The 24,192-nt window shown below is 66.0% G+C and carries 27 protein-coding genes and 1 tRNA gene; 17 read left to right on the forward strand and 11 right to left on the reverse strand.

Annotated elements, in window-relative coordinates:
- The first annotated feature begins 46 nt into the window (after positions 1–46).
- The 5 genes from DFR51_RS10350 (at position 47) to DFR51_RS10370 (ending at position 4,338) form a co-directional block, all read left to right on the forward strand.
- Entirely contained in the window at positions 47–706 is a 660-nt protein-coding gene (locus DFR51_RS10350; RefSeq protein WP_121050755.1) for a DUF969 domain-containing protein, read from the forward strand.
- The gene (locus DFR51_RS10355; protein WP_121050758.1) at positions 703–1,656 is read left to right on the forward strand and encodes a DUF979 domain-containing protein; all 954 of its coding nucleotides are present in this window, start codon (positions 703–705) and stop codon (positions 1,654–1,656) included. The genes DFR51_RS10350 and DFR51_RS10355 overlap by 4 nt, the downstream gene beginning before the upstream one ends.
- Positions 1,653–2,621, forward strand: a complete 969-nt coding sequence (locus DFR51_RS10360) for a DUF2891 domain-containing protein (protein ID WP_121050762.1) — start codon at positions 1,653–1,655, stop codon at positions 2,619–2,621. Before DFR51_RS10355 ends, DFR51_RS10360 begins: the two co-directional genes overlap by 4 nt.
- Positions 2,618–3,490 (forward strand): peptidylprolyl isomerase, encoded by an 873-nt coding sequence (locus tag DFR51_RS10365; protein ID WP_197723672.1) that lies wholly within the window; start codon positions 2,618–2,620, stop codon positions 3,488–3,490. Before DFR51_RS10360 ends, DFR51_RS10365 begins: the two co-directional genes overlap by 4 nt.
- Before the next feature lie 143 nt (positions 3,491–3,633).
- The gene (locus DFR51_RS10370; protein WP_160119045.1) at positions 3,634–4,338 is read left to right on the forward strand and encodes a Crp/Fnr family transcriptional regulator; all 705 of its coding nucleotides are present in this window, start codon (positions 3,634–3,636) and stop codon (positions 4,336–4,338) included.
- Between the two features lie 4 nt (positions 4,339–4,342).
- On the opposite strand, the gene DFR51_RS10375 is transcribed toward DFR51_RS10370, so the two are convergent.
- A complete protein-coding gene (locus DFR51_RS10375) occupies positions 4,343–4,972 on the reverse strand; it encodes a hypothetical protein (RefSeq protein WP_121050768.1) in 630 nt (209 codons plus the stop codon).
- Positions 4,969–5,586, reverse strand: coding sequence for a DUF2238 domain-containing protein (locus DFR51_RS10380; protein ID WP_121050772.1), 618 nt, complete (start codon positions 5,584–5,586; stop codon positions 4,969–4,971). Before DFR51_RS10380 ends, DFR51_RS10375 begins: the two co-directional genes overlap by 4 nt.
- 110 nt (positions 5,587–5,696) lie before the next feature.
- On the opposite strand from DFR51_RS10380, the gene DFR51_RS10385 reads away from it, so the two are divergent.
- From DFR51_RS10385 to DFR51_RS10400, 6 genes are all read left to right on the forward strand, one after another.
- On the forward strand, positions 5,697–6,605 hold the full coding sequence (locus tag DFR51_RS10385; RefSeq protein WP_121050775.1) for a hypothetical protein: 909 nt from the start codon (positions 5,697–5,699) through the stop codon (positions 6,603–6,605).
- Positions 6,605–7,231 carry a class I SAM-dependent methyltransferase gene (locus tag DFR51_RS19160; protein ID WP_197723673.1) on the forward strand — a complete coding sequence of 209 codons (627 nt, stop codon included), beginning with the start codon at positions 6,605–6,607 and terminating at the stop codon, positions 7,229–7,231. The genes DFR51_RS10385 and DFR51_RS19160 overlap by 1 nt, the downstream gene beginning before the upstream one ends.
- A 39-nt stretch (positions 7,232–7,270) precedes the next feature.
- Positions 7,271–7,591, forward strand: a complete 321-nt coding sequence (locus DFR51_RS19165; RefSeq protein WP_197723674.1) for a polyhydroxyalkanoic acid system family protein — start codon at positions 7,271–7,273, stop codon at positions 7,589–7,591.
- A complete protein-coding gene (locus DFR51_RS19170; RefSeq protein WP_197723675.1) occupies positions 7,591–7,956 on the forward strand; it encodes a hypothetical protein in 366 nt (121 codons plus the stop codon). Before DFR51_RS19165 ends, DFR51_RS19170 begins: the two co-directional genes overlap by 1 nt.
- An 83-nt stretch (positions 7,957–8,039) precedes the next feature.
- Positions 8,040–10,418 (forward strand): TonB-dependent receptor, encoded by a 2,379-nt coding sequence (locus DFR51_RS10395; RefSeq protein ID WP_121050778.1) that lies wholly within the window; start codon positions 8,040–8,042, stop codon positions 10,416–10,418.
- 73 nt (positions 10,419–10,491) lie between these two features.
- Positions 10,492–11,931, forward strand: a complete 1,440-nt coding sequence (locus tag DFR51_RS10400; RefSeq protein ID WP_121050781.1) for an alkaline phosphatase — start codon at positions 10,492–10,494, stop codon at positions 11,929–11,931.
- Positions 11,932–11,950: 19 nt separating this feature from the next.
- Here the strand turns inward: DFR51_RS10400 and DFR51_RS10405 are convergent.
- Both DFR51_RS10405 and cpdR read right to left on the reverse strand, forming a co-directional pair.
- A tRNA-Val gene (locus DFR51_RS10405) sits at positions 11,951–12,025 on the reverse strand.
- Positions 12,026–12,070: 45 nt separating this feature from the next.
- Positions 12,071–12,460 carry a cell cycle two-component system response regulator CpdR gene (gene cpdR, locus DFR51_RS10410; RefSeq protein ID WP_121050786.1) on the reverse strand — a complete coding sequence of 130 codons (390 nt, stop codon included), beginning with the start codon at positions 12,458–12,460 and terminating at the stop codon, positions 12,071–12,073.
- 143 nt (positions 12,461–12,603) lie between these two features.
- Here cpdR and DFR51_RS10415 point away from each other — a divergent pair, with 143 nt between their 5' ends.
- Positions 12,604–13,494, forward strand: coding sequence for an N-formylglutamate amidohydrolase (locus tag DFR51_RS10415; RefSeq protein WP_121050789.1), 891 nt, complete (start codon positions 12,604–12,606; stop codon positions 13,492–13,494).
- 163 nt (positions 13,495–13,657) lie between these two features.
- Here DFR51_RS10415 and DFR51_RS10420 read toward each other — a convergent pair whose 3' ends face one another.
- Both DFR51_RS10420 and DFR51_RS10425 read right to left on the reverse strand, forming a co-directional pair.
- On the reverse strand, positions 13,658–14,212 hold the full coding sequence (locus DFR51_RS10420) for a cytochrome b (RefSeq protein WP_121050792.1): 555 nt from the start codon (positions 14,210–14,212) through the stop codon (positions 13,658–13,660).
- A gap of 83 nt (positions 14,213–14,295) precedes the next feature.
- A complete protein-coding gene (locus DFR51_RS10425; protein WP_121050796.1) occupies positions 14,296–15,060 on the reverse strand; it encodes a SapC family protein in 765 nt (254 codons plus the stop codon).
- Positions 15,061–15,164: 104 nt separating this feature from the next.
- On the opposite strand from DFR51_RS10425, the gene DFR51_RS10430 reads away from it, so the two are divergent.
- The 3 genes from DFR51_RS10430 (at position 15,165) to DFR51_RS10440 (ending at position 17,878) form a co-directional block, all read left to right on the forward strand.
- On the forward strand, positions 15,165–16,562 hold the full coding sequence (locus DFR51_RS10430; RefSeq protein ID WP_121050799.1) for a leucyl aminopeptidase family protein: 1,398 nt from the start codon (positions 15,165–15,167) through the stop codon (positions 16,560–16,562).
- A gap of 91 nt (positions 16,563–16,653) precedes the next feature.
- A complete protein-coding gene (locus DFR51_RS10435) occupies positions 16,654–17,043 on the forward strand; it encodes a MarR family transcriptional regulator (RefSeq protein ID WP_243445497.1) in 390 nt (129 codons plus the stop codon).
- Positions 17,000–17,878: a C40 family peptidase gene (locus DFR51_RS10440; RefSeq protein ID WP_121050802.1), complete on the forward strand. Its 879-nt coding sequence runs from the start codon at positions 17,000–17,002 to the stop codon at positions 17,876–17,878. The genes DFR51_RS10435 and DFR51_RS10440 overlap by 44 nt, the downstream gene beginning before the upstream one ends.
- On the opposite strand, the gene mltG is transcribed toward DFR51_RS10440, so the two are convergent.
- The 5 genes from mltG to fabD form a co-directional block, all read right to left on the reverse strand.
- Positions 17,873–18,832, reverse strand: a complete 960-nt coding sequence (gene mltG, locus DFR51_RS10445; RefSeq protein ID WP_121050806.1) for an endolytic transglycosylase MltG — start codon at positions 18,830–18,832, stop codon at positions 17,873–17,875. The two genes, DFR51_RS10440 and mltG, sit on opposite strands and share 6 nt — an antisense overlap.
- 4 nt (positions 18,833–18,836) lie before the next feature.
- Positions 18,837–20,096 (reverse strand): beta-ketoacyl-ACP synthase II, encoded by a 1,260-nt coding sequence (fabF, locus tag DFR51_RS10450; RefSeq protein ID WP_121050809.1) that lies wholly within the window; start codon positions 20,094–20,096, stop codon positions 18,837–18,839.
- Positions 20,097–20,195: 99 nt separating this feature from the next.
- Positions 20,196–20,435 (reverse strand): acyl carrier protein, encoded by a 240-nt coding sequence (locus DFR51_RS10455; protein ID WP_121050812.1) that lies wholly within the window; start codon positions 20,433–20,435, stop codon positions 20,196–20,198.
- An 82-nt stretch (positions 20,436–20,517) separates the two neighbouring features.
- Positions 20,518–21,255, reverse strand: a complete 738-nt coding sequence (gene fabG / locus DFR51_RS10460; RefSeq protein ID WP_121050815.1) for a 3-oxoacyl-[acyl-carrier-protein] reductase — start codon at positions 21,253–21,255, stop codon at positions 20,518–20,520.
- A 14-nt stretch (positions 21,256–21,269) separates the two neighbouring features.
- Positions 21,270–22,208 carry an ACP S-malonyltransferase gene (gene fabD, locus DFR51_RS10465; protein ID WP_121050818.1) on the reverse strand — a complete coding sequence of 313 codons (939 nt, stop codon included), beginning with the start codon at positions 22,206–22,208 and terminating at the stop codon, positions 21,270–21,272.
- Positions 22,209–22,484: 276 nt separating this feature from the next.
- Between fabD and DFR51_RS10470 the strand changes: the two genes are divergently transcribed.
- A complete protein-coding gene (locus DFR51_RS10470; protein ID WP_126494469.1) occupies positions 22,485–23,618 on the forward strand; it encodes a tetratricopeptide repeat protein in 1,134 nt (377 codons plus the stop codon).
- A gap of 154 nt (positions 23,619–23,772) precedes the next feature.
- Positions 23,773–24,192 carry a 30S ribosomal protein S6 gene (gene rpsF / locus DFR51_RS10475; RefSeq protein ID WP_121050823.1) on the forward strand — a complete coding sequence of 140 codons (420 nt, stop codon included), beginning with the start codon at positions 23,773–23,775 and terminating at the stop codon, positions 24,190–24,192.

A 24,192-nucleotide genomic window follows, 5' to 3' on the forward strand; every position in this document is an offset into this window, starting at 1 on the left:
CTCGCAAGGCACGATGTAAAGACGCTTTGAGTGGGGGTCTTGCGTCGTGCTCGTTCTGTCTGGAATCGCCATCATCGTGCTCGGCTTCATGGCCCGGCTCAATCCGCTGCTCGTCGTGACGATCGCGGCGCTCGCGACGGGCATCGCCGCCGGGCTCGATCCGGTCGCGGTGGTTTCCGCGTTCGGCAAGGCATTCAACGACAATCGCTATGTGAGCGTCGTGTGGATCGTGCTGCCGGTGATCGGGCTGCTCGAGCGCTACGGACTGCAACAGCGCGCGCGGACACTGATCGCGGGCCTGAAGGGCGCGACCGTGGGCCGCCTGCTGATCATCTATCTGATCATTCGCCAGATCGCCGCCGCGCTCGGCCTCACCTCGATCGCCGGGCACGCGCAGACCGTGCGGCCGCTCGTCGCGCCGATGGCAGAGGCGGCGGCCGAAGCGCAGGGCGGGGGCGATGAAGAGACGCGCGAAGAGGTAAAAGCGATGGCGGCGGCGACCGACAATGTCGGGCTCTTCTTCGGCGAGGACATCTTCATCGCGATCGCCTCGATCCTGCTCATCAAGGGCACGTTCGAAACCTATGGCATCATCCTTGCGCCGCTCGAACTTTCGGTGTGGGCAATCCCGACCGCGATCGCGGCGCTGCTCATCCACGGCGCGCGGCTGATGCTGCTCGACCGGCGGCTGGGAGAGCGGACATGATCGGGCTTCCCGCGCTCTACACGTTTGCCGGGCTGGTGTTCGCCGCCTTCGCCATCGGCAGCCTCCGCGACCGCAGCAATGCAAAGCGGCTGGGCAATGCCGCGTTCTGGGGGCTGCTCGCGCTCAGCTTCCTTGCGGGGGACCAGCTTGGCGATCTCGGCAACGGCGTATTGGTGCTGTGCCTCGTCGCGCTGGCGGGCGCGGGTGCGCTCGGCAGCGGTTCGGCGAAGACGACGAGCCCGGAAGAGCGGACCGAGCTTTCGGCAAGGCTCGGCAACCGGCTGTTCCTGCCCGCGCTTATCATTCCGGTGACCGCGCTTGTCGGCAGTGCGGCGTTCAAGGCGATCAGCGTCGGCGGCACGCCGCTGTTCGACCCGAAGCAGGTGACGCTGCTATCGCTCGGCATCGGCGTCGTGCTTGCACTTGCCGTGTCGATGCTGTGGCTGCGGCCACCTGCGCGCGCACCGCTGGAGGAAGGACGGCGCCTGATCGATTCGGTCGGCTGGGCAGCGGTGCTGCCGCAGATGCTCGCGTCGCTCGGCGCGGTATTCGCGCTCGCGGGCGTCGGCGAGGTGGTGGGCGATATCGCGGGCGCGCTGATCCCGGACGGCAGCCGGTTTGCAGCGATCGCGGTGTTCACGCTCGGCATGGCGGGCTTCACGATGATCATGGGCAATGCCTTCGCCGCCTTCCCCGTGATGGCGGCGGCGATCGGCGTGCCGGTGCTGATCCACGGCATGGGCGGCAACCCCGCGGTGATCGGCGCGGTGGGGATGCTCGCGGGGTTCTGCGGCACGCTGATGACGCCGATGGCGGCGAACTTCAACATCGTCCCCGCCGCGCTTCTGGAGCTCAAGAACCGGAACGGCGTGATCCGCGCGCAGATCGCGACGGCACTGCCGCTGCTCGCAGTGAACCTCGTCATCATCTATGTGTTCGCGTTCCGATGAATCTTGACCCTCCTCTCGCCGCCCGCTTCGCGCGCATCGCGCTCGGCCATGTCGGGCAGGAATATCCGAACAAGATGGACCATGTGCTGGATGGCCCTGCCGACGCGCTGGGGCCGCGCGCGCTGCACCCGATCTTCTACGGCAGCTACGACTGGCATAGCTGCGTGCACAGCTGGTGGCTGCTGCTGACGATCCGGCGGCTGTTCCCCGATCTGCCGGAGAGCCGCGAGATCGCCGCGCGCGCGGACGCGGTGCTAACGGGGGCGAACGTCGCGGGTGAGATCGCGTATCTTGCGCGGCCGTCGTCGGCGGGCTTCGAGCGGCCGTACGGCTGGGCGTGGCTGTTCGCGCTGCACGGCGAGGCCGCGCGCCATGCGGACAGGCGCTGGGGCGCGGCGCTGGCGCCGCTCGCCGAGGCGTTCGCATCACGTTTCAAGAGCTATTTCCCGAAGCAGCTCTATCCCATCCGCAGCGGCGCGCACGCGAACACGGCGTTCGCTTTCATCCTTTCGCTGGACTGGGCGGATACGCACGACGCGGCGATGGCGGCGCTGATCCGTGAGCGGGCGGAGACCTATTTCGGGGCGGACCGCGATTGCCCGGCGTGGGAGCCAGGCGGAGACGAGTTCCTCTCTTCGACGATGGTGGAGGTGATGTGCATGAAGCGCGTGCTCCCCGGCGACGCGTTTGAACGCTGGCTCGCGGCTTTCCTGCCGCGCCTCGGCAAGGGCGAACCGGCGACGCTGCGCCGCCCCGCCGCCGTGCTCGACCGCAGCGACGGAAAGCTCGTCCACCTCGACGGCTTCAACTTCACCCGCGCGTGGGGCTGGCGCGAACTCGGCGATGCCGACGCGGCGGCGCGGCACCTCGCCGTGAGCCTGCCGCACATTGAGGACGACTATATGGGATCCCACTGGCTGTGCAGCTTCGCGCTGCTCGCCCTGCACCCGGAAGGACGAACGTGAAGGCTCTCATCCCCCTCGCCTGCCTGCTCGCGGGTTTCGCACCGCTCTCCTCGCAGGGGGTGATCGATGCGGCGCCGCCGGAGGCATGGCGGCCGCTCCTCCCGGAAAATACGCTCTACATGGATGTGGGCGAGAGCACGGTGGTGTTCGAGCTGGCGCCCGCGCTGGCGCCGAACACCGTCCGCAACATCCGCACGCTGGTACGCGAGGGCTTCTTCGACGGGCTCAGCATCAACCGCGTGCAGGACAACTACGTCGTGCAGTGGGGTGACCCGGATGCGGAAGACCCCGCGAAGATGCGCAAACAAGGTGTCCCTGCCACGCTTGCACCTGAATTCGGCATCCCGGCGGCAGGCACAGCCTTCACGCCGATTCCCGGCCCGGACGGGTTCGGAGAGCCAGGATTCGTGAACGGCTTCGCAGCGACGCGCAAAGACGGTGCGGTGTGGGCGACGCACTGCTACGGCGCGCTCGGCGTCGGGCGCGCGGAGGATGCGGACAGCGGCAACGGCAGCGAGCTTTACGTGGTGATCGGCCACGCACCGCGCCACCTCGACCGCAACGTCACGATCGCGGGCCGTGTGATTTCGGGCACCGAGACGCTTTCAAGCCTGAAACGCGGTACCGGGACGCTCGGCTTCTATGAAACGGCAGCCGAGCGCGTGCCGATCACCCGCATCCGCCTGGGCAGCGACGTTCCTGTGGACCAGCGCCTGCCTATCGAGATCATGCGCACCGACAGCGCATCGTTCCGCGACTATGTGGACGCCCGCGCGCACCGCACGCGTGACGGCTGGTTCCTGCACGAGGCGGGATTCATCGATATCTGCAATGTGCGCGTCCCGCAGCGGGCACGCGCCCGGCCCTGAGCGAGCCCTACGAGAATAACATGTCCGTTCGGTCAATCGGTCGCAGGCGATCCGCAAGTGTGGAAGTCTGCGAGCAAATAATGCTAAAGATGTAATCGGAAGCGGACCTTGACCAGAATCAAGTCCGTCAAATGGAGCGCCGGTTGACCAAAGTTTGCGAAGATTGCGTTGTTCGCGACAGGTCGCTTTGCGGCACGCTGGACGATGACGCACTGACCGAAATGTCCCGCCTGGGGCGCAGGCGCAAGCTCGCCGCCGGCGAGTCGCTGCAGTTCGAGGGGGACGACAATATCCTCTGCGCGAACGTGCTGGGCGGCGTGCTGAAGCTCAGTTCGCTCACCCCTTCGGGCGACGCGCAGACCGTGGGGCTGCTCTACCCGGCGGACTTCATCGGACGGCCTTATGCCGACACGGTGGACCACGACATCACCGCGCTGACCGAAGCCGAGGTGTGCATTTTCGCGCGCGCGCCGTTCGAGCGCATGATGGCTGAGAACATACAGCTCGAGCGTCAGCTGCTCGAACGCACGCTGAGCGAGCTGGAACGCAGCCGCCGCTGGCTGCTGTTCCTGGGCCGCAAGAGCGCGAGCGCGCGGCTCGCGGGGCTGCTGATCGATATCGACAGGCGCATGGCGCAGACGGGCTGCGGCGCGGACCTCGGCGTCGGCCAGCTCATCCAGCTGCCGCTGACCCGCACGGAGATGGCGGACGTGCTCGGCCTCACCATCGAGACGGTGAGCCGCGAACTCGGCAAGCTGAAGGACGCAGGCGTGATCGCCACCGAAGGCCGCCGCGGCCTGCGCATCCTGAAGCCGGCCGCGCTCAAGGCCATCATGGACAGCGAATAGGCCGCTATTCGGACTGTTTGCGGTATGTGAGGCGGTCGCCGCCGCGCAGCATCACGAGATCATCGCCTTCAATGAGGAGCGGCTGACCCTTGAACGGCGGCTGGCCGAGGCTGTTCGGGACGAGGCGGAAGGTGAGATCGTTGGCGCGCGCGAGATCGACCGGGAAGGGCTCCGACAGGAAATCGAAAACACCGAGCCCGAGCCGGAGCGACGTGACGCGAATATCTTTGCCGAGGCTCGGCCTGTAGCCGTAGGACTGCGTGTAGCCCTGAACCTCGTGGCCTTCCGCGAGCGTCAGGATCACGTCCACGGGCCAGCTCATCGGTGAACCATCCGGGCCCGTCACCTGCACGCGCAGCGGAAACTCCGCGCTGCGCGCCGCCGAAACCGCCTCGAACACCGGCGCGGTCCATGCTGGCTCGGTGGTGAGCAGGATGCGGTTGCCGTCTCGGACCCAGCGCCCCTCGCCCACCTCATCAAGCGCGCCATAGGTGAGGCCGTAGCGGAAATGCCCGTCCGCGGTGAGTTCAAGGCCCGATGCGGCCTCGCGAACGCCTTCGAGCCGGTAGACGCCCTCCACACCTGCAAACGCCGGCGTAGCGGCGAGAAGCAGCAGGGCTGCAAACCTTCTCATGTCCGTCTCCCGAAAAGAAAGTGCGCGGTGAGCGTGACGGCGGCGCCCGCGACGGCGAGCGCGCTGTCCTTGTGCGCATCGAAGATATCGCCCTGCGTGCCGAGATAGGCGATGCCGAGATCCGGCGCGACGACGAGCATCGCTCCCCATTCGAGCAGTTCGTAGAACGTCGAAAGCGCCGCGATCCAGATCCACGCGGAGACGTGCGTCCACCCCCGACCCGCTTTCGCATAGTGCGCCAGCGTTTCGCGCATCGGCAGCGCGAGGAGCAGCCCGAACAGGAAATGCACGAGCCGGTCATAAGGATTGCGGACGGTGCCGCCGACCTCCTTCAACCAGAAGCCGAAGGGCGCTTCGGAATAGGTGTAGTGCGCGCCGTAGACATGCGCGGCGAGGAACAGGACGACTGCCAGCGTCGAGAGGCGCGAAAAGCCCACACGGCGGTCGAGCCACACGAAGATCGGCACGCCCGCGACGACCAGCAGGTTTTCGAGCAGCCAATCCTCCCGGTAGCTCGGCGCGACGGCGAGCCAGCCCCACAACAGGGCGAATACGGCGACCAGCGGGCCGCGAATGGGATCGCGAAAAAATCCATATTGGGGGCAAGCGTTCATGCCGCGCGCGAATCAAGCCAGATGGTTGTAAAAACAAAGCTTGCACGGGAACGTGCAGGGGTCAAAAGCAGAAAAAAAGCCGGCAACAGGCCGGCGAACGTCGGGGTGCCATGTTCGACACGCACGGTCGCATCAAATGCGGCACGATTTCTGTGCCTGATTTCCAGGGCTCGCTCACGGACTGGACGAATCTTCTGGGCTATGAATGTGTCGAAACGGGCAAGGTGCCCATCGAGTTGGCGAACGGCTGGGGCGCAATCAAGACGCTTGGCGCGCGTACAGCGCTGCTGGCCCCGCCCGGCGGCGGCGACACCGGATTCGTCCGGCTGATCGAGCAGCCTGCCGTGCTCGCCTACCTTCCGATGCGGACCTACGGCTGGGTAGGCTATGAACTTACCGTGCGCGACGTGCCTTCGCTCCACGACCGGCTGCGCGGCAGCAACATCCGCATCCTGACGGCGCCCGAACGCACGCCGGACGGCACGGGTTGGACGCCGATCGAGGCGACCGGACGCGCGGGCGAGGTGTTGTTCTTCAACGCCGTGACCGACACGCTGCGCGACCTTGAATTCCCGCGTGCGGTCGCCGATGTCGACCGCATCATGGTCGCCATGCTCGCTGCCGCCGACCGCGCCGCCGCGGTACGCTTTCATGTCGACGCATTGGGGTTTTCGGAAAGCGGCACGTTCCGGCTACCCTATCCGATCATCAACACCGCTTTCGGGCTTCCACCCGAGACGGAGAGCGAGGCGACCGTGATCAGCGTTGGCCGGATGCCCGTGTGCGAGATCGACCAGTTCCCGCCGGGAACGACCGAGCGCAAACAACTGCTCGGCTATCTGCCGCCCGGAAACGCCATGGTGAGCTTCGCCGTGCGTTCGCTCGCCGCGATCCGCGCGCCGCTGATCGCGCCCCCGGAGACGCTGCACGGACCGCTCTATGCCGGGCGCCGCACCGCCTGCACGCGCGGCGCTGCGGGCGAACTGATCGAACTGATCGAAGTCGGCGGCGGCGTCTGATGGAGTCCGAACCTTCGGTCGTCGAACGCATCCGCCGGTCCCGGCGCCGGATACAGAACGATTCGGAAGACGCGCTGCGTTTCCTCGGCCGCCTGCGCAATGCCCGCATGGTGGGCGCAGTCGCGCCGAGCGGACCCGCGCTCGCGCGGCGCATCGTTTCGGGCATCGACCCGGCACGCGGCGCGGTGCTGGAGGTCGGCGCGGGAACCGGGGTCTTCACCGCTGCGCTGCTGGCGCGCGGGGTGGCCCCTGAAGCGCTCACCGCGGTCGAGGCCGATCCGGTATTCGCCGCATTGCTGCGGGCGCGGTTTCCCGAGGTCGAGATCGTGGAGGGGCGCGCGGAGGATGTGCTTGGCGACGGCGGTCTGCTTGCCGAGCGGCGCTATGCCGATGCCGTGAGCGGCCTGCCGCTCCTGAATTTCCCACCCGCGCTGAGGCGGCGCATTCTCGAAGCGATCTTCGCCCGGCTGGTGGAGGACGGCGCGCTTTACCAGTTCACTTACGGTCCCCGGGCACCGCTGGGCCGTGGCAGCCTCGCCGCGCTCGGCCTTGTCGCCGAACCGGCGGGCCGCGTGTGGCGTAATCTGCCGCCCGCAAGCGTCTACCGAATTCGCCGCACCACCTGACTGTCTTGCGCGATCAAGACAGTGCGTTAGACTTCCGCCATGGCACAGCCCGTTCGCTTCGACATTCCGCACCGCCTTGGCCGGGACGAGGCCCGCCGCCGCATGGACAAGGGCCTCGGCGATCTCGACCGCGCGATGCCGTTCGCCTCGCGCATCGGCAAGACTTGGCAGGGCGACCGGCTGGTGATCGAAGTGACGGCGCTCGGACAGGTGACGACCGCGAACCTCGACGTGGCCGAAGACAAGGTGAGCATCGAACTCGCGCTCCCCGGTCTGCTCGGCATGTTCGGTCAGAAGATCGCCGGTGTCTTCCAGAAGCGCACAGCCGAACTGCTTACCGACGATCGGCCCGAACGCTGATGCTGGCGGCCCTCATCTTCCTCGCCGCCGCCGCGGAGACGCCGGATGCGATGGCGGCTTACCGTGACGCGACACGCGTGGACCGCCCCTGCCGCGAAGCCGCCGCGCGCGGCGAAATCATCGTGTGCGCGCGGCGCGGCAGTGTCTATCGCCTGCCGTTTCGCGCGCCCGAACCCGGCAGCCGCGCCGAACGCGCCGCGAACGTTCCGGCCGAGCGGGAAAAGCTGCGCGGGCGCGCTGTCGATGCCGGCGGCATCATGAGCTGCTCGACCGTGGGGCCGGGCGGCTTCACCGGCTGCACCAAGGGCATCGACCTTGTCGGCACCGCCAAGACAGTCCTGCGGGCGGTCGATATCATCGACTAGCGTCGAAACCCCATCGCACATCGCTTGCGAACCGCCGCGCGGGAAGGCAAGAGGCAAGCGCTTGTTTTCAGGAAAGGTCGCGTATGTCCGCACGTTCGCTGTTGCACGGAAGCTGTGCCGTTGCCGCAATCGCCGTGGCGGCCCTGCCTGCGATGGCCCAGGATGAGGCGGTAAACCCTGCGCTTCCAGAGATCATCGTCAGCGCGCAGCTTCGCCCGCAGCCCATCGAAACGGTGCCCGTCGCGCTTACCGCGCTGCTTTCCGGCGAGATCGAGGCGCGCGGCATCGACGAGCCGCTCGATGCCCTTCGCGGCATCCCGAATACGATCGCGGCGCACGTGCCCGGCTTCGGCAGCGACAACGACTATGTAATCCGTGGACGCAGCGGCGTCGCCACGGTGATCGACGGCGTTTACGTGGGGCGCGGCGCGGCGACCAACTACGGCTTCTTCGATATCGATCGCATCGAGCTGCTGCGCGGACCGCAGGGGCCGCTTTACGGTCGCGACACCAGCGGCGGCGTGCTCCACATCGTGAACCGCACGCCGGGCGACCGGACGAGCGGCTATCTCGACGGCGCCTACGGGCGGTTCGGCACCTACCAGTTCCGTGCCGGGCTCGACGTGCCGATCGGCGAGCGTTTCTCGCTCGGCCTCTCCGGCTATTGGCGCAAATCGAACGGCTATGTGCGAAACACGACCACCGGCGACCGGCTGAACGAAGACGACGGCTGGGGCCTGCGCGCCGCCGCGCACGCGAAGCTTTCCGACACGCTGACGTGGACGGGTTCCATCGCGCGCATGGAAAGCAACGCGCTTTACGCACCCGATTTCGAATGTGATCCCGCGGCACTCGCCGACTGCAAGGGCCGCTTCGCTTCGACCGGCTATGCCGAAACCGTCGGCCCGAACCATTTCGGCGCGCTTGGCGTGAACGGACGCAAGGCGAGCTTCGGCTTCAGCAATTCCGCAAAAACCTATCTCGCAACCTCACGCATCGCGTGGGCGCCGAGCGAGGCCGTCACCTTTGAAGCGATCACCGGCTATGTCGACACCAAGCGGCAGTACGGCATCGACCTGCGCGACGGACGTGATGCGCCGACGATCGCAGCCCCCGTGCCTGCCGCGCGCGGCGATGTGTACGGGGGTTACACGACGCTTGGCGACACGCACTTCAAGCAATTCTCGCAGGAACTGCGCCTCGGCGGCACGCTCGCGGGCGGCTTCGTGAACTACGTCGCGGGCGTTTCCTATGCGGAAGAAGACGGCGACAGCGACCTTGCCGATATTCTGACGCCGGCGACCGGCATCGCAAGCCTGCTCGCCGACCGGCGCGTGACGACCGAAACCAAATCGAAATCCGCCTACGCGCAGGTGGACGTGAACGTCACCGACGCGCTGACGCTGACCGGCGGGCTGCGCTACAGCGACGAGGATCTGCGATTCGGCCTGACCGACAATCGCGCCGGTTGTGCCGCGCTTCCTGGCGGCTGTCTGGACGACGCGCTCGTCACGGCGGGTGTGCCAGCGAAGACGAGCGACAGCTTCTGGTCGCCGCGCTTCGCCGCCAGCTTCAAGCCGAACGAAAACGCCACGCTCTTCGTGTCCGCGACGCGCGGCTACCGTTCGGCAGGCTGGAACGATCGCGCGACGACCGCCGCCACGGTCCGTCCCTACGCTGCGGAAACGATCTGGAGCTATGAGGCAGGCCTGAAATCCACGTGGTTCGAGCGCCGCCTCGCCATCGACCTCACCGGCTTTTACGCGGACGGCAGCGACGCGCAGATCGTGGATGGCGGTTTCGATTATGTCGGCACCGCAGGCTTCCGCAACAAGGGCGTCGAGCTGGAAATCGCGGCCGTGCCGCTCACCAATGTCACGGTTCGCGCCGCCGCCGGCTGGCAGGACGCGAAATACAGGGCGGGCAGCGCGGTTCGTGCGCAGCAAGCGGCTTGCGGTGCGGAACTTACGGCAGGGTTGATCGCCGGCGCATCGGGTGCGGACAACGCGCCTTCGTGCGGCACCGGCATCGTCACCGCCGCCGGAGACATCGCCGACCCGGTCCGCGCGCCTAAATGGACCTTCTCGGCGGGCGCGGCGTGGGACATCTGGTTGCCGCCGGTTTCGGGTTCGATCGTTACGCCGTCGGTGGACGTGACCTACCGTTCGGCGATGGAGACGGGCGGCGCGAATGCCTCGCTTTACACCGGCAGCGTGACGGGCCTCAGCACCACGGTCTACCCCGCCAACCTTTATGGTGGCGGCTTCCTCAGCGGATCGCGATCCAAATCGCAGCTTCTCGTGAATGCGGGGATCGCGCTGCGCACCGACGACAATTTCTGGCGGGTGAGCCTCGAGTGCGAGAATTGCCTGAATGAAACGACCGTGGATGCGTCACTCGGCAACCTCTCGTGGCTGAATACGCCGCGCGTCTGGATGGTTCGCGCCCGCCGCCAGTTCTGACGTATCGCGCTGCTTGACTTTCCCCTGTCACATATGCGGGACAATGGTTCCCGCGACATCTTGAGGGGATACCATGCGCGCGTTCATTACCGCTTTGTTGCTTGCCACCGCCACGCCCGCGATCGCTGCGGACATGCCGAAAAACGTGATCGTGATGATCGCCGACGGCTCCGGCCACAATACACTCGCGGCAACGCGTTTCTGGACCGGGCGGCCGCTCACCATGGACACGGGCCCGTGGGTGCGCGCCTCCATGGCGACCTACGGCCTGCGGCTGGAGCGCAAGGTGCCGGAAGGCGGCGATCCCTACGCGCAGGACGCAGACGCCGTCTATGATCCCGCGAAGGCTTGGGACACGCGGCCCGTGAAGGGCATGGCGGAAAAAGGCAGCAAGTATCCCGCGCTGTTCGCCGGCTACCAGTGGCACCGCCGGGTCGCGCCTGACAGCGCCAACACCATGTCCGCGATGATGACGGGCGTGCGTACCTTCGACGGCGCCATCGACGTGGACGGCGCGGAGAAGCCCGTGCAGTCTGTCGCCGAGGCCGCGAAGGCCGCGGGCAAGATGACCGGCAGCATCACGAGCGTGCCGTTCAATCACGCCACCCCCGCAGCGGGCGGCGGCGCGCACAACCCGGACCGCGACGACTATCCCGGCATCGCGCGTGAGCTGCTTTCCGGCCCGCTCGACGTGATCGGCGGCGGCGGCAACCCGGATTACGACCAGGACGGCAAGCCGATCACCGACGAGCACGCCGAAATCCGCTTCAAGTGGATGCCGCCCGAACTCTGGGCCAAACTGAAAGGCGGGAATTCACGCTGGAACCTTGTCGAGACGGCCGGCGATATTCGCGATCTCGCCGAGGGCAAGACAACGTCTGCGAAACCCCTCGCGATGATCGTGGCGGTGAACCCGACCTTGCAGGCGCAGCGTAGCTATCCGGCAAACGTCGCGCGCGGCACCGCGGACCCGGGCGTGGTGCCGCTCACGCCCGGCATGGCGAAGCTCGACGAAATGGCGATCGCTGCGCTGAAGCATGTCGGCACCGACCCCGACGGTTTCTTCATGATGATCGAGGGCGGCGCGGTCGACTGGGCGATGCACGCCAACGATTTCCCGCGCATGATCGAAGAATACATGGCCTTCGACGATGCCGTGCGCGCGGTGGTCGCGTGGGTCGACAGCCCGGAAAGCGCCGCAAGCTGGGACGATACGCTGCTCATCGTCACCGCCGACCACGACCATCTGCTCTATGGCCCGAATCTCGACGTGCCGTTTCAGCGCGTAACCAACAACGGCGCGGGCAAGCTGCCGGGCTATTCATGGGCGTCGAACTCGCACTCCAACCAGCTCGTCCCCTTCTTCGCGCGCGGCAAGGGCGCGGAACAGCTGAAGGCCGAAGCCAATCAGATCGACGAATACACCGACAAGCAGGGCCGCAAATTCGGCTATGGCCGCTACCTCACGCAGCCTGAGCTCGGCGCGTTTCTGCTGAAGACGCAGGAGAAGTAGGGGATATCGAGGGGTTTGATGGTGGGCGCGGCAAGGATTGAACTTGCGACCCCTGCGATGTCAACACAGTGCTCTACCACTGAGCTACGCGCCCACGCGGCGTGCCTTCTAGGCGAGCGCCGGGCGCGGCGCAAGCGGCTTATTCGCCTTCGAAGATCCGGTCGATTTCGGCGACGAGATCGCGCAGGTGGAACGGCTTGGAGAGTACCTTCGCGTCGCTCGGCGCGCCCGAGCCGCGGCTGAGCGCCACCGCGGCGAAGCCGGTGATGAACATGACGCGCATCGTGGGCGCAAGCTGCGCGGCGCGCTGGGCAAGCTCGATGCCGTCCATTTCCGGCATGACGATATCGGTGAGCAGCAGCCCGAAGCTTCCCGTGGCGATGTGCGGCAGCGCCGCCGTGCCCCGATCGACAGCGACGACTTCGTAGCCCGCGCGCGTAATCGCGCGTTCCAGGAAAAGACGCATCGAGTCGTCGTCTTCGGCGAGCAGGATGCGGCCGGTGATGCGGCCTTCGGGTTGTGTCGTCATGGTCTTGTCCGCCGCTTCTTACGGCGGAGGACTTAACATTTCCTGTCGTGGGCTTGCCAGCCCGAAACCGGACAGGGCGCTCTTTTGCTTTCGTTCCGCCCGCGCTAGGCTAGTCCCATGCCACACTCGGATAATCCCCGCCGTTGAGCGCCGAGCCCTCCGTCTCCGCACTGACACCCGGGCACTTCGTTTCCGGCCCGCGCGGCACCCCCGCGCCGCTGGTGATCGCCTCGCCGCACAGCGGCCGCGCTCTGCCGCCGGGATTCCTCTCCGCCGCCGCGCTCGACATGGATGGGTTGCGCCGCGCCGAGGATGCCTATGTCGATGAGCTGTTGGCGCCCGCTGCCGAATCGGGAGCGCCGCTGATTACCGCGCGCTGGGCGCGTGCCTACGTCGATCTCAACCGCGATCCGCTGGAGATCGACCTTTCGATGTTGAGCGATCCAGCGGCGCTGGGACCGGTGAAAACCACCGAACGCGTCCGGTCCGGGCTCGGCGTGCTGCCGCGGCTCACCGGGCCGGGGCTTCACATCTATCGCGATCGGATCACCAGCGCGGCGGTGCTGCAGCGAATCGCGGCGGTGCACGCCCCCTATCATCAGCGGCTCGCCTCGCTGATCGAAGACGCCGCCGCGTGTCACGGCTATGCGCTGCTGATCGATGGCCATTCGATGCCGCCGCTTTCGCTGCCCGCGCGGCAGCGGCCGGAGATCGTGATCGGCGATGCGGGCGGCATCTCGGCCCCCGAATCAGTCGTGCGTTATGTGGAGGCCCACTTCCGCCGGGCAGGCCTACGCGTCGCGCGCAACACGCCCTACGCGGGCGGGTATACGACGCGCTTCCACGCCGCGCCCGCGCGCGGACGATTCGCGATCCAGATCGAGATCGACCGCACGCTCTACATGAACCCGGATACGCTGGAACGGCACGCCGGCTTCCATGATGTCGCGGAAATACTGAAAAACCTGGTGGCCGAGCTTCTGGGCTGGCTTCCGCAAACCTTCGGAAAACCGCAGGCCATCGCGGCCGAATAAAGCAGCCTGAAAGAAAAAAGGTCACTTCGACAATGTCGAAGTGACCAGGGTTCAGGGAGGACGTGGCATCATCCTCGTCAGATGATGCTACGCGGGCGTGCCGCGCAAAAGGGGGGGAACGCAGCGCCGCCTGAAATCAAGATGGGCCGGAATTGTTAAGTTTTCAAGCGTCTGCCCGATTTTTTCGCAAAAAAGGCAACATTCTCGCCAGAACATCGTCGCGATCGAGAAAATGATGCTTCAAAGCGCCCAAAATGTGCAGAATTACAAGTACAAGCGCCAAGAACGCCGCAGGACCATGCACCGCATGGAAGAAACCGCGACCTGCCTTCCCAAGCGGCGAATCGGGAAGCGGGACGAGATCGAACCAGATCAGCGGCCGCTCGGGGCTGGCGGCGAACGCCCAACCGCTCAGCGGTATCGCCAGCAGCAGCACATAAAAGCCGATGTGGGTGGCGCGGGCGAGCACGATCTCCCACCCTTTCATATGCGTAGGCAGCACGAGGAAGCCTGCTTTCAGACGCAGCACGAGACGCCATAGCGTGAGGGCAAGCACAGTGATGCCGACCGACTTGTGGATGCCCATGATGGCCCCGCGCTCGGCATCCGGGAGCCCCTCGGCATAGACCGCGCCCACGATATTGCCGAGAACGAGAACGGCGATCAGCCAGTGAAGCGTGATCGCCGTTTTCGAATAGCTGCTGCGTCCCACCGCCATAAGAGCCCCTCCTGCCCATGCTCCGCAAGGTCGCGAAGTCTATGCGGAATCCCCCGCAAGGCAAGACGAGCCGGGACGGGGTGTCAGGCGTCTGCTTTTTCTGCCGTGGCCTTCGCCGCGCCCTGCGAGAACAGGTCGGTGACGTAGGACAGCGAGAAGAGGTGCGCGTACATCAGCGGCAACATGCCGTTCTGGATGAGCTTGCGCGCCTGATCACCGCGCAGGTCGCGGATCTTGTCCTGCGAGATCATCTTGAAACCGCGGTAGATCGCGGGCTGCTCCATGCCGTCCATCTGGATGGAAACCTCGCCGTCCATCAGGAACTCGCCCTTTTCGAGCTCCTGCACGAACGCCTGCGTCTTGCGCATCGAGTTTTCGAACTGCTCACAGAACTCGAGAACGTTCTTCACGACGTCGGTCGCTTCGCCTTCCTTGAAGAGCGGTTCGCCTTCGTCCGCGCCGAGATCCTCGGAGGTCTCGTCGAAGCAGAGCGTCAGCTCCTCGGACTGCGGGTTGATGCGCGCGAGGAGGAATGGGTAGCGGCGCACATAGGCAGGCACATACGTGCCGGCACGCCAGTTCCCATCTTCGTCCACGAACAGGTTCTGACCTTCGCTGAGCGAGGTGAGCGCGAGCGGCACCGGCGTCTGGCCCGCCGCAAAGACGATCGGGTAGTGGCGCTGCACAAGGTGGAACTCGTCGACGGTGATCGGGATCGCGTGCAGGCCGCGCGCGAACGGCGCGCCAGTACGCGACTTCAGGCCGAGCGTCTGATGCACAGACGAGGAGAGCGGTGCGAGCGCGTTGTAAAGCGGCGGCAACTGGGCGGCTTGCGGATTGGTGGCCATTGTGTTCCTTCAGGCGCAGGTGCGGAGTTGAAAATTGGCCGATCGTTTAGGCGGTCTGCCGCTTCGCGGCAAGCGAAGAGCAGGAACGGAAAAGCGCGAACACGATGGAATCTGGCAGCCTTATCGAACACGACACCGGACAGGACGCCCGCGAGATCGCACTTGTCGATCCCGCCGGCTTCGAAGCGTGGCGCGACGCGCTGCCCGCGCGGGCGCGGGCCGCTGTGGAAGCCGCGCAGTTCAAGGGCGCGGCGGGCACGCGGGTGATCCTTCCGGGGAGCGAGGCCGAAAGCTGGAGCGCCGCGTTCGGCGCGCCTGCCGCGCTCGGCCCCTGGGATCTTGCCGGTGCCGTGAAAGCCCTGCCAGCCGGGCGATACAGGATCGCGGGCCGTGAACCGGGCGCGGCAGCGCTCGGCTGGATCCTGGCGCATTACACGTTCAACCGTTACCTCTCCGACCCCAAGCCTGTTGAACCGCGCGCGCTGCTGGTGCCGAAATCGGTCGATATCGCGGCGCTCCGCCGGCTTGCGGACGCGCAGGTGCTGGTGCGCGATCTCGTGAACACGCCCGCCGAAGACATGGGGCCGGAAGCACTGGAGGCGGCCGTGCGCGACGTTGCACGCCACCACGGCGCCGAGGTGAAGGTCACCGTCGGCGACGATCTGCTTGCAGAAAATTTCCCGACGATCCACGCCGTGGGCCGCGCCGCCGGCCCCGGCCGCGAACCCCGGCTGATCGACATGGGCTGGGGCCGCAAGGGCGATCCGAAACTGACGCTGATCGGCAAGGGCGTGTGCTTCGATTCGGGCGGGCTCGACATCAAGACCGCGGGCAACATGCTGCTGATGAAGAAGGACATGGGCGGCGCGGCGCACGCGCTTGCGCTCGCGGGTCTCGTGATGGGCGCGAAGCTGCGCGTGCGGCTGCGCGTCCTCATCCCGGCGGTCGAGAACGCGATCGACGGGGGCGCATTCCGCCCCGGCGACATCATCAGGACACGCAAGGGGCTTTCCGTCGAAATCGGCAACACCGACGCGGAAGGGCGGCTCGTGCTGTGCGATGCGCTTGCGCTCGCGGGCGAAGACAGCCCCGAAATGATCCTCGACTTCGCCACATTGACCGGCGCGGCGCGCGTGGCGCTCGGCCCCGATCTCCCCGCGCTCTTCGCCAACGACGATTCGCTTGCCGAGGGGCTCCTGGAAGGTGCCGAGACGACCGCCGACCCGGTGTGGCGAATGCCGCTGTGGAAGCCCTATGCGGAGATGCTGAAGTCCGACGTGGCGGACATCAACAACAACGCTTCGGGTGGATTTGCCGGAGCAATCACGGCAGCGCTCTATCTCGAAAAATTTGTCGATCCGAAAACACCTTGGGCTCATCTTGATACGTTCGCGTGGACGCCGACAGCGAAACCCGGGCGCCCGAAAGGCGGCGAAGCGCTAGGTCTCAGGGCCTTTTGGGCGTATATCGAGAAGCGTTACGGCAACCATCGTGCCGAATGAACGGTTCAACGGGTTAACCTAAAATATCAACACATCATTAACTCCCGTTAAAATATGGTGACCCGAAATGAGATAACGGGTGAAAACAGCCATGTCCCTTTCAGGCCTAGACGACCGGATCGATGCGCTCCTCAGCCCCTGGATGCAGACGGTCATTGCCTATGTGCAATCGAACCGCCCGGATCTTACCAACCGGCAGATGGCGCTGCTGCTCGTCGTGTACCTGACACAAGGGCCGCACACGGTGCGGGGCCTCGCTGCCAAGCTCAGGGTTTCGAAACCGGTCATCACGCGGGCACTCAACACGCTCGGCGCCTTCGGCTATATCCGCCGCCAGAAGGACGAGAGTGACCTGCGCAACATCTTCGTCGAGCGGACGGCGCAGGGCCACGAATTCCTCGAAACCTTCGCAGGAATGATCGAGACAACGCAGGGCCATGCCGACCGCAACCAAAACCGCGAAGATCGGGCTTACCTCTAGCCCCGAACGCCCCGACCCGCGCATAAACGCGTGGCGGGACGACCTTGCCGATACCGCGCTTGAAGGGGTTGTGGACGCATCGCGCTTCGCACGTCCCGTCCGCTATCGGCTGAGCGCGCCGCAGGCCCCTATCCGCAAGGCGCCGGAGGCGGACGCTGTCGCCGTTAGCGAGCTGCTTTCGGGCGAAGCCTTCGATGTGCTCGACGTGTCAGGCGGCGTTGCCTGGGGCTACAGCGTTCACGACCGTTATGTCGGCTATGTCGATGCCGCGCTGCTGGCGGAGACGGTGGACACGCAGACACACCGCATTTCCGCGCCCACCGCGCTCGTTTTCGCGAAGGCGGACATCAAATCCACCGTTATCGGCGCGCTGCCCATGGGGGCGCTGACCACCGCTGCGGCACATGACGAGAAATTCGTGGCGGCCGCCGGGGGCTATGTTCACAGGCGCCACATCGCCGCGATCGATGAATACGCCGCCGATCCGGTCGTGATCGCCGAGATGTTCCTTGGCACGCCCTACAAGTGGGGTGGCCGCACGCGCGGCGGGCTCGACTGCTCGGGGCTCGTGCAGATCGCGCTCGGTGCCTGCGGCGTCGATTGTCCTCGCGACAGCGACATGCAGGCCGCGCTTGGGCAGGAGGTTGAAGACCGGCGCTACCGGCGCGGCGACCTCGTGTTCTTCCCCGGCCATGTCGGCTTCATGTTCGACGAGACGCGGCTGCTCCACGCCAACGCCTTCTTCATGTCGACGGTGATCGAGCCGCTCGACGACGTGGTGGGCCGCCTGCTGCCGCAGTACGATGCGCCTGTGACGGCAGTTCGCCGCCTATAGCTCGCCGCGTTCGCGGCGGATCGCCCGCCACTTCACGACATTGGCGTTGTGCTCGTCGAGCGTGCGCGCGAACACGTGGCCGCCGGTGCCGTCCGCGACGAAATACAGCGCATCGGTGGTTTCCGGATCGAGAACGGCTTCGATAGAAGCACGCCCCGGATTGGCGATCGGACCGGTCGGAAGTCCCGCCTTCGCATAGGTGTTGTAGCCGTTATCGGCACGAAGCTCCGACTGCCGGATGCGGCGGCCGAGCGGCTTGCCCTTGGTGATCGGGTAGATGACCGTGGGATCGGCCTGCAGCATCATGCCGATGCGCAGACGGTTCGAATAGACGCCCGCGATCGTCCGTCGTTCCTCCGCCTTCGCGGTTTCCTTTTCGACGATGGCGGCGAGGTTCACCGCCTCCTCGGGCGTCTTGACGACCGAAGAGGGTTTGCGTGCGGCCCAGAGTTCGGCGAGCGTCTTCGTCATCGCCTCCTGCATCCGCGTGAGCACGGCGGCTCGCGGCTCGCCGCGTTCGAAGCTGTAGCCTCCAGGCAGCACCGAGCCTTCCGCGGGCACATCGACCTCGCCGGTCAGCAGGTCCTCGGCCATCAGCTTTTCATGGACGAGAATCGAGGGCAGCCCCTCGGGTACGACGATGAGCCGCTGGAGCGGCTCGCCGTACTGGAGGATGCGCAGGATTGCCGCCGCGCTGCTCCCCGCCGGGATGCGGAACTCGCCGGCCTTGATCGGCGCGCCGGTGCCGAGCACCCGCGCCATCAATCGGAACGCGTCCGACGAGCGGATCGCGCCCGCGTCTTCAAGCTGAACAGCGGTGGCGGCGAGCGACGCGCCGCGCGGCACGATGATGTCGGCGTCCTTCGTGAGCGGACCGGTGGCGGTCCACTGGAAGCCAAGCACGGCAGCAGCCGCCAGCGCCGCGATGACGATGGCGACCAGCAGCTTTTTCATAGAGTCAGAGCGCCTTGACGATCAGCGAGGCGTTGGTGCCGCCGAAGCCGAAGCTGTTGTTGAGTGCAGCCTTGATCTTCCGCTCGCGCGCGACGAGCGGAACGAGGTCGACACCGGCGCAGCCGTCGCTCGGGTTTTCGAGGTTGATCGTCGGCGGGGCGATCTGATCGCGGATGGCGAGCAGGCAGAAGATCGTCTCCACCGCGCCCGCGCCGCCAAGAAGGTGCCCGATCGCGCTCTTCGTCGACGACATCGACACCGTTTCCATCGCGCTGCCGAACAGGCGGCGGACCGCACCGAGCTCGATCTCGTCGCCAAGCGGCGTCGAGGTGCCGTGTGCGTTGATGTAATCGATGTCGGCCGGATTGAGGCCCGCCTTCTTCAGCGCCATCTGCATCGAGCGGAAACCGCCGAAGCCCTCCGGATGCGGCGCCGTGACGTGGTAGGCATCGCCCGTGAGGCCGTAGCCGACGACTTCGCCGTAAATCTTTGCGCCGCGCTTCTTCGCGTGCTCATACTCTTCGAGCACGACGACACCCGCGCCTTCGCCCATGACGAAACCGTCGCGGTCCTTGTCGTAGGGGCGGCTGGCGCGTTCCGGCTGGTCGTTGAACGCGGTGGAAAGCGCGCGTGCCTGCGCGAAACCGGCAATGCCGAGCGGGCAGATCGCGCTTTCCGCACCGCCCGCGAGCATGATGTCCGCATCATCGAGCGCGATCATGCGAGCCGCATCGCCGATCGAGTGCGCGCCCGTGGAGCAGGCGGTGACGACGGCGTGGTTCGGGCCCATCAGGCCGTACTTGATCGAGACCTGACCCGACACGAGGTTGATGAGGCGGCCGTGCACGAAGTGCGGGCTGACGCGGCGCGGGCCCTTTTCGTGGAGCACGATCGATTCGGATTCGATGCCCGGCAGGCCGCCGATACCCGAGCCGATCGAGCAGCCCGCGCGCAGCTTCTGCTCGTCGGTGAGGTTCGCGAGGCCCGCGTCCTCGATCGCCTGACCGGCAGCATCGATGCCGAACTGAATGAAAAGATCGACCTGGCGCTGAACCTTGTGATCGACGCGCTTCGAGACGTCCCAGCCGTCCGCGCGGCCATCCATCTTCACTTCGCACGCGATCGTGCACGCCTGATCCGAAGGATCGAACCGGGTGATGCGCGCAGCGCCCGACTTCGAGGCAAGGATATTGCGCCAGCTGGATTCAACGTCTCCGCCAAGCGGTGTGACAAGACCCAGTCCGGTGACGACGACGCGGCGCATTCGGTTCTCCCGTGTCCTGATAACAAGCGAGCGGCCCTCCGGCTTTTCCGGGGAGCCGCTCGCGATTCCGTGCCGTTAAATCCGGCAAGCGTCCCCGTGTCAGGCGGCGCTGTTTTCCTCGATGTAGCCGATCGCGTCCTTGACGGTGAGGATCTTCTCGGCAGCATCATCAGGGATTTCGACCCCGAACTCTTCCTCGAACGCCATCACCAGCTCGACGGTGTCGAGGCTGTCCGCGCCGAGATCGTCGATGAAGCTCGCGTCCTCGGTCACCTTGTCCGGCTCGACGCCGAGGTGTTCGACGACGATCTTCTTCACACGTTCTGCGACATCGCTCATATAATGGTCCCCTCAGAAGAACAGGATTACGTTTGATTTGGCAGTAGCCGTGTGGCCGAAGCCTTGCAAGTCCTCGTGTAGCTCAGATCATCGCCATTCCGCCATTTACGTGCAGAGTCTGCCCGGTGACGTATGCGGCCTCGCGGCTGGCGAGATAGACGACGGCCCCCGCCACATCGCCCCCTTCACCGAGGCGACCGGCCGGAATCCGCCCCGTAAGCGCCTCTTTTTGCGCTTCGGGCAGCGCATCCGTCATCGCCGAGACGATGAAGCCGGGCGCCACGCAGTTCACGGTGATGTTGCGGCTGGCGACTTCCTGCGCCAGCGCCTTCGACATGCCGACGAGGCCGGCTTTCGAGGCCGCGTAGTTCATCTGACCGGGGTTGCCGGTGGCGCCGACGACCGACGTGACCGAAATGATACGCCCGAAACGCGCCTTCATCATGGGCTTCAGCGCCGCGCGCGACAGGCGGAAGGCAGCTTCGAGGTTGATGCGGATCACATCCGACCACTCATCATCCTTCATGCGCATCGCGAGGTTGTCGCGCGTGACGCCCGCATTGTTGACGAGGATGTCTATGCCACCCATCGCCTCGACCGCCTGCCCGACGAGCGCGTCGACCGCCGCGCTGTCCGAAAGGTTGCAGGGGAGGATGTGCGTGGTGCCGCCGATTTCGGCCGCCACAGCCTTCAGGGCGTCCTCGCGGGTGCCGGACAGCGCAACGGTCGCGCCCTGCGCCGCAAGCGCTTTCGCGATCGCCGAACCGATGCCGCCGCTGGCGCCCGTGACGAGCGCCTTCATCCCGGTGAGATCGAACATGCCTTGCCCCTCCCTTAAAGTGTCTTCGCCGCCGCTTCGATGTCGTCCATCGAAACAAGGCTGAGCGTTGTCGCATCGGGCGCGATGCGCTTGATCATGGGTCCGAGCACCTTGCCGCCGAACTCGACGAAGCTGTCGACCCCGAGACCGGCCATTGCAAGGACGCTTTCGCGCCAGCGCACGGTGCCGGTGACCTGTTCGACGAGAAGCCGGCGGATTTCAACCGGATCGGCGACAGGCGCGGCGGTGACATTGGCGACCACCGGCACGAACGGCGCGGCAATATTTGCGCCCGCGAGCGCTTCGGCCATTTTTTCGGCGGCAGGTGCCATCAGCGAACAGTGGAAGGGCGCGGACACCGGCAGCAACATGCCGCGCTTCGCGCCGAGCCCCTTGGCGATCTCGATGGCGCGCTCGACGGCGGCTTTGTGGCCCGAAATGACGACCTGCCCCGGCGCGTTGTCGTTGGCGGCCTGGCAGACTTCACCCTGCGCGCCTTCCGCCGCGGCCTTCACGGCGGCTTCGAAATCAAGGCCGAGCAGCGCGGCCATCGCGCCTTCGCCCACCGGCACCGCCGCCTGCATCGCCTGCCCACGCAGCTTCAGGAGCCGCGCCGTCTCGGCAAGGCCAAGGCTGCCGGCCGCGCACAGCGCCGTGTATTCACCGAGGCTATGGCCCGCCACGTAGGCGGCCTTGTCGGCGAGCAGCAATCCGCCTTCCTTTTCAAGCACGCGGAGCGCCGCGATGGCGTTCGCCATGATCGCGGGCTGAGCGTTCTCCGTGAGCGTGAGATCGGCCTCCGGCCCTTCGAACATCAGCTTCGAAAGGTTCTGCCCGAGCGCCTCGTCGACCTCCTGAAACACCTCGCGCGCGGCTGCGCTCGCCTGGCTCAGGGCCTGCCCCATGCCGACCGACTGGCTGCCCTGCCCCGGGAAAATGAATGCGCGTGCCATAAGGGCGGCCCCTTCTTCGTTGATTATGATGCCTGCGGCAGGCGATTAGTGATGTCCGTGCGCACGCGCAAGCGACAGAGGAATGTTGCGATTCGGCTCCGAATCGTTAAGGTTCGCGCGGTTTTCATTCGCCGTGATGAACGGCTCGTTCAGTTGCGGGCCATCATTGCCGTGTAATAAAGCATGGTCAAAGGCTTGGAGCGGAGGGCCTCTTCGAGCGTTTATGTGCCGGGAGTTCGGCACACTGGACCCAAAACTGGGAGTGGAAGGATTACGATGACGTTTGTTTCCCGCTTGACGATGGCTGCCGCGTTGGCGCTCGCGGTTCCCGCAGCCCTTTCGACGCCCGCCGTGGCACAGGCGCTCTCGCCGAGCGTCGGTAAACCGCTGCAGGAAGCCTCGAGCCTCGCGAAAGCCGGCAACCTTGCCGCCGCAACGGCGCGTGTAAACGCCGCCCGCAGCGCAGCGAGCACCGCAACTGAACGCCGCAAGGTCGCCGAAATGGCTGCCTTCGTGCACACCAAGGGTGGCCGCTGGGCCGCTGCCGCGCAGGAGCTCGAGGGCATCGGGGCGCCCGCCTCGCAGCTCGCACCGCTCTATTACCGCGCCGGTCAGCTCGACAAGGCGATCACGCTCGGCAAGAAGACGGGCGGCGTGCAGGGCCAGACGATCGTCGCGCAGTCCTATTTCCGTCAGGGCAACTTCAAGGGCGCCGCAGACGTTTACCAGAGCCTTATCAAGCAGCATGGCGCGCGCGAGGGCTGGCTGCAGAGCCTTGCCAACGCCCAGTTCAAGATGGACGACAAGAAGGGCTACCTCGCCACGACCGAGCGGCTCATCAAGATCGACCCGTCGCCTGCGCGCTGGCGTGCTCTGCTCATCGACATGAAGAACGGGCAGATGCCGCGTGAAGCGAAGCTCGCGCTCTTCGAGCTGATGGAGCAGACGGGCAACATCACGAAGCCCGAGGACTATCAGGAATATGCCAAGCTCGCGATCGTCGCGAACCAGCCTGCGATCGCAAAGCGGACGCTGGAAAGCGGCATGAAGGCCGGCACCATTCCGGCGAGCGATGCGATGAACGCCCGCCTTCTCGAAGCCGCCACGAAGCGCGCTTCAGCGGCTTCCGCCGGCGTTTCGAAGCTTCCGAAGGACGGTGCGGGCCAACTGCAGGCCGGTCACGTGGCCTTCGGCGCGGGCGACTATGCCAAGGCTGCCGCGCTTTACGGCGCAGCCGCCAAGGCGGGCGGCGCCTCGGCGGATCAGGCCAAGATCCTGGCGGGTATCAGCCAGCTTCGCGCGGGCAACCGCTCGGCCGCATCGACCACGTTCAAGAGCATTCCGGAGAAAAGCGGCTACAGTGGCGTCGCCGGTCTCTGGGCGCTCTACACCTCGACCAGCGCAGCCTAACCGCGCTTGCCTTTCCGGCGCTTTTGCGCCATAGGGCCGTCACCAGCGGCGGGGAGCCAGCCTTCCCGCCGCTTGTTTTTGTATCCCGTAGCCAGCCGGAGGGGCGGCGGATTGCCCGTCGTCAGCGATCGGTATTTGAGGAGAAGATAGGACCATGCCCTCTTACGAGCATGTTTTCCTGGCGCGCCAGGATCTGTCCACCGCGCAGGTGGATAGCCTTGCCGAAACGTTCACGAAGATCATCGAGGACGGCGCAGGCAAGGTTGCAAAGACCGAATATTGGGGCCTGAAGAGCCTCGCCTACCGCATCAAGAAGAATCGCAAGGCGCACTACGTGCTGCTCAACATCGAGGCTCCGGCCCCAGCAGTGCACGAGCTGGAGCGCAACATTGCGATCAACGAAGATGTGATCCGCTACCAGACCATTCGCGTCGACGAGCTTGAAAAAGAGCCCTCGGCGATGATGCGCAAGAGCGATCGCGGCGACCGCGATTCGCGCGGACCGCGCGGCGACCGCGGAGATCGCGGTGGCGATCGTGACCGCGGCCCGCGCCGCGAGCGTGAAGGAGAATAA

The sequence above is a fragment of the Sphingosinicella microcystinivorans genome (genome assembly GCF_003634215.1).
GTDB classification, from domain to species: domain Bacteria; phylum Pseudomonadota; class Alphaproteobacteria; order Sphingomonadales; family Sphingomonadaceae; genus Sphingosinicella; species Sphingosinicella microcystinivorans.

Excerpts from the sequence above, each read along its gene's own strand:
- rpsF (WP_121050823.1), top strand. The coding sequence starts at position 23,773 with ATGCCCTCTTACGAGCATGTTTTCCTGGCGCGCCAGGATCTGTCCACC.
- DFR51_RS10455 (WP_121050812.1), bottom strand. The coding sequence starts at position 20,435 with ATGAGCGATGTCGCAGAACGTGTGAAGAAGATCGTCGTCGAACACCTC.
- DFR51_RS10375 (WP_121050768.1), bottom strand. The coding sequence starts at position 4,972 with ATGAGAAGGTTTGCAGCCCTGCTGCTTCTCGCCGCTACGCCGGCGTTT.
- DFR51_RS19165 (WP_197723674.1), top strand. The coding sequence starts at position 7,271 with ATGGCACAGCCCGTTCGCTTCGACATTCCGCACCGCCTTGGCCGGGAC.
- DFR51_RS10425 (WP_121050796.1), bottom strand. The coding sequence starts at position 15,060 with ATGGCCACCAATCCGCAAGCCGCCCAGTTGCCGCCGCTTTACAACGCG.
- fabD (WP_121050818.1), bottom strand. The coding sequence starts at position 22,208 with ATGGCACGCGCATTCATTTTCCCGGGGCAGGGCAGCCAGTCGGTCGGC.
- DFR51_RS10355 (WP_121050758.1), top strand. The coding sequence starts at position 703 with ATGATCGGGCTTCCCGCGCTCTACACGTTTGCCGGGCTGGTGTTCGCC.
- DFR51_RS19170 (WP_197723675.1), top strand. The coding sequence starts at position 7,591 with ATGCTGGCGGCCCTCATCTTCCTCGCCGCCGCCGCGGAGACGCCGGAT.
- DFR51_RS10380 (WP_121050772.1), bottom strand. The coding sequence starts at position 5,586 with ATGAACGCTTGCCCCCAATATGGATTTTTTCGCGATCCCATTCGCGGC.
- DFR51_RS10385 (WP_121050775.1), top strand. The coding sequence starts at position 5,697 with ATGTTCGACACGCACGGTCGCATCAAATGCGGCACGATTTCTGTGCCT.
- fabG (WP_121050815.1), bottom strand. The coding sequence starts at position 21,255 with ATGTTCGATCTCACCGGGATGAAGGCGCTCGTCACGGGCGCCAGCGGC.
- DFR51_RS10395 (WP_121050778.1), top strand. The coding sequence starts at position 8,040 with ATGTCCGCACGTTCGCTGTTGCACGGAAGCTGTGCCGTTGCCGCAATC.
- mltG (WP_121050806.1), bottom strand. The coding sequence starts at position 18,832 with ATGAAAAAGCTGCTGGTCGCCATCGTCATCGCGGCGCTGGCGGCTGCT.
- DFR51_RS10440 (WP_121050802.1), top strand. The coding sequence starts at position 17,000 with ATGCCGACCGCAACCAAAACCGCGAAGATCGGGCTTACCTCTAGCCCC.
- DFR51_RS10400 (WP_121050781.1), top strand. The coding sequence starts at position 10,492 with ATGCGCGCGTTCATTACCGCTTTGTTGCTTGCCACCGCCACGCCCGCG.
- DFR51_RS10360 (WP_121050762.1), top strand. The coding sequence starts at position 1,653 with ATGAATCTTGACCCTCCTCTCGCCGCCCGCTTCGCGCGCATCGCGCTC.
- DFR51_RS10430 (WP_121050799.1), top strand. The coding sequence starts at position 15,165 with ATGGAATCTGGCAGCCTTATCGAACACGACACCGGACAGGACGCCCGC.
- cpdR (WP_121050786.1), bottom strand. The coding sequence starts at position 12,460 with ATGACGACACAACCCGAAGGCCGCATCACCGGCCGCATCCTGCTCGCC.
- DFR51_RS10470 (WP_126494469.1), top strand. The coding sequence starts at position 22,485 with ATGACGTTTGTTTCCCGCTTGACGATGGCTGCCGCGTTGGCGCTCGCG.
- fabF (WP_121050809.1), bottom strand. The coding sequence starts at position 20,096 with ATGCGCCGCGTCGTCGTCACCGGACTGGGTCTTGTCACACCGCTTGGC.
- DFR51_RS19160 (WP_197723673.1), top strand. The coding sequence starts at position 6,605 with ATGGAGTCCGAACCTTCGGTCGTCGAACGCATCCGCCGGTCCCGGCGC.
- DFR51_RS10420 (WP_121050792.1), bottom strand. The coding sequence starts at position 14,212 with ATGGCGGTGGGACGCAGCAGCTATTCGAAAACGGCGATCACGCTTCAC.
- DFR51_RS10435 (WP_243445497.1), top strand. The coding sequence starts at position 16,654 with ATGTCCCTTTCAGGCCTAGACGACCGGATCGATGCGCTCCTCAGCCCC.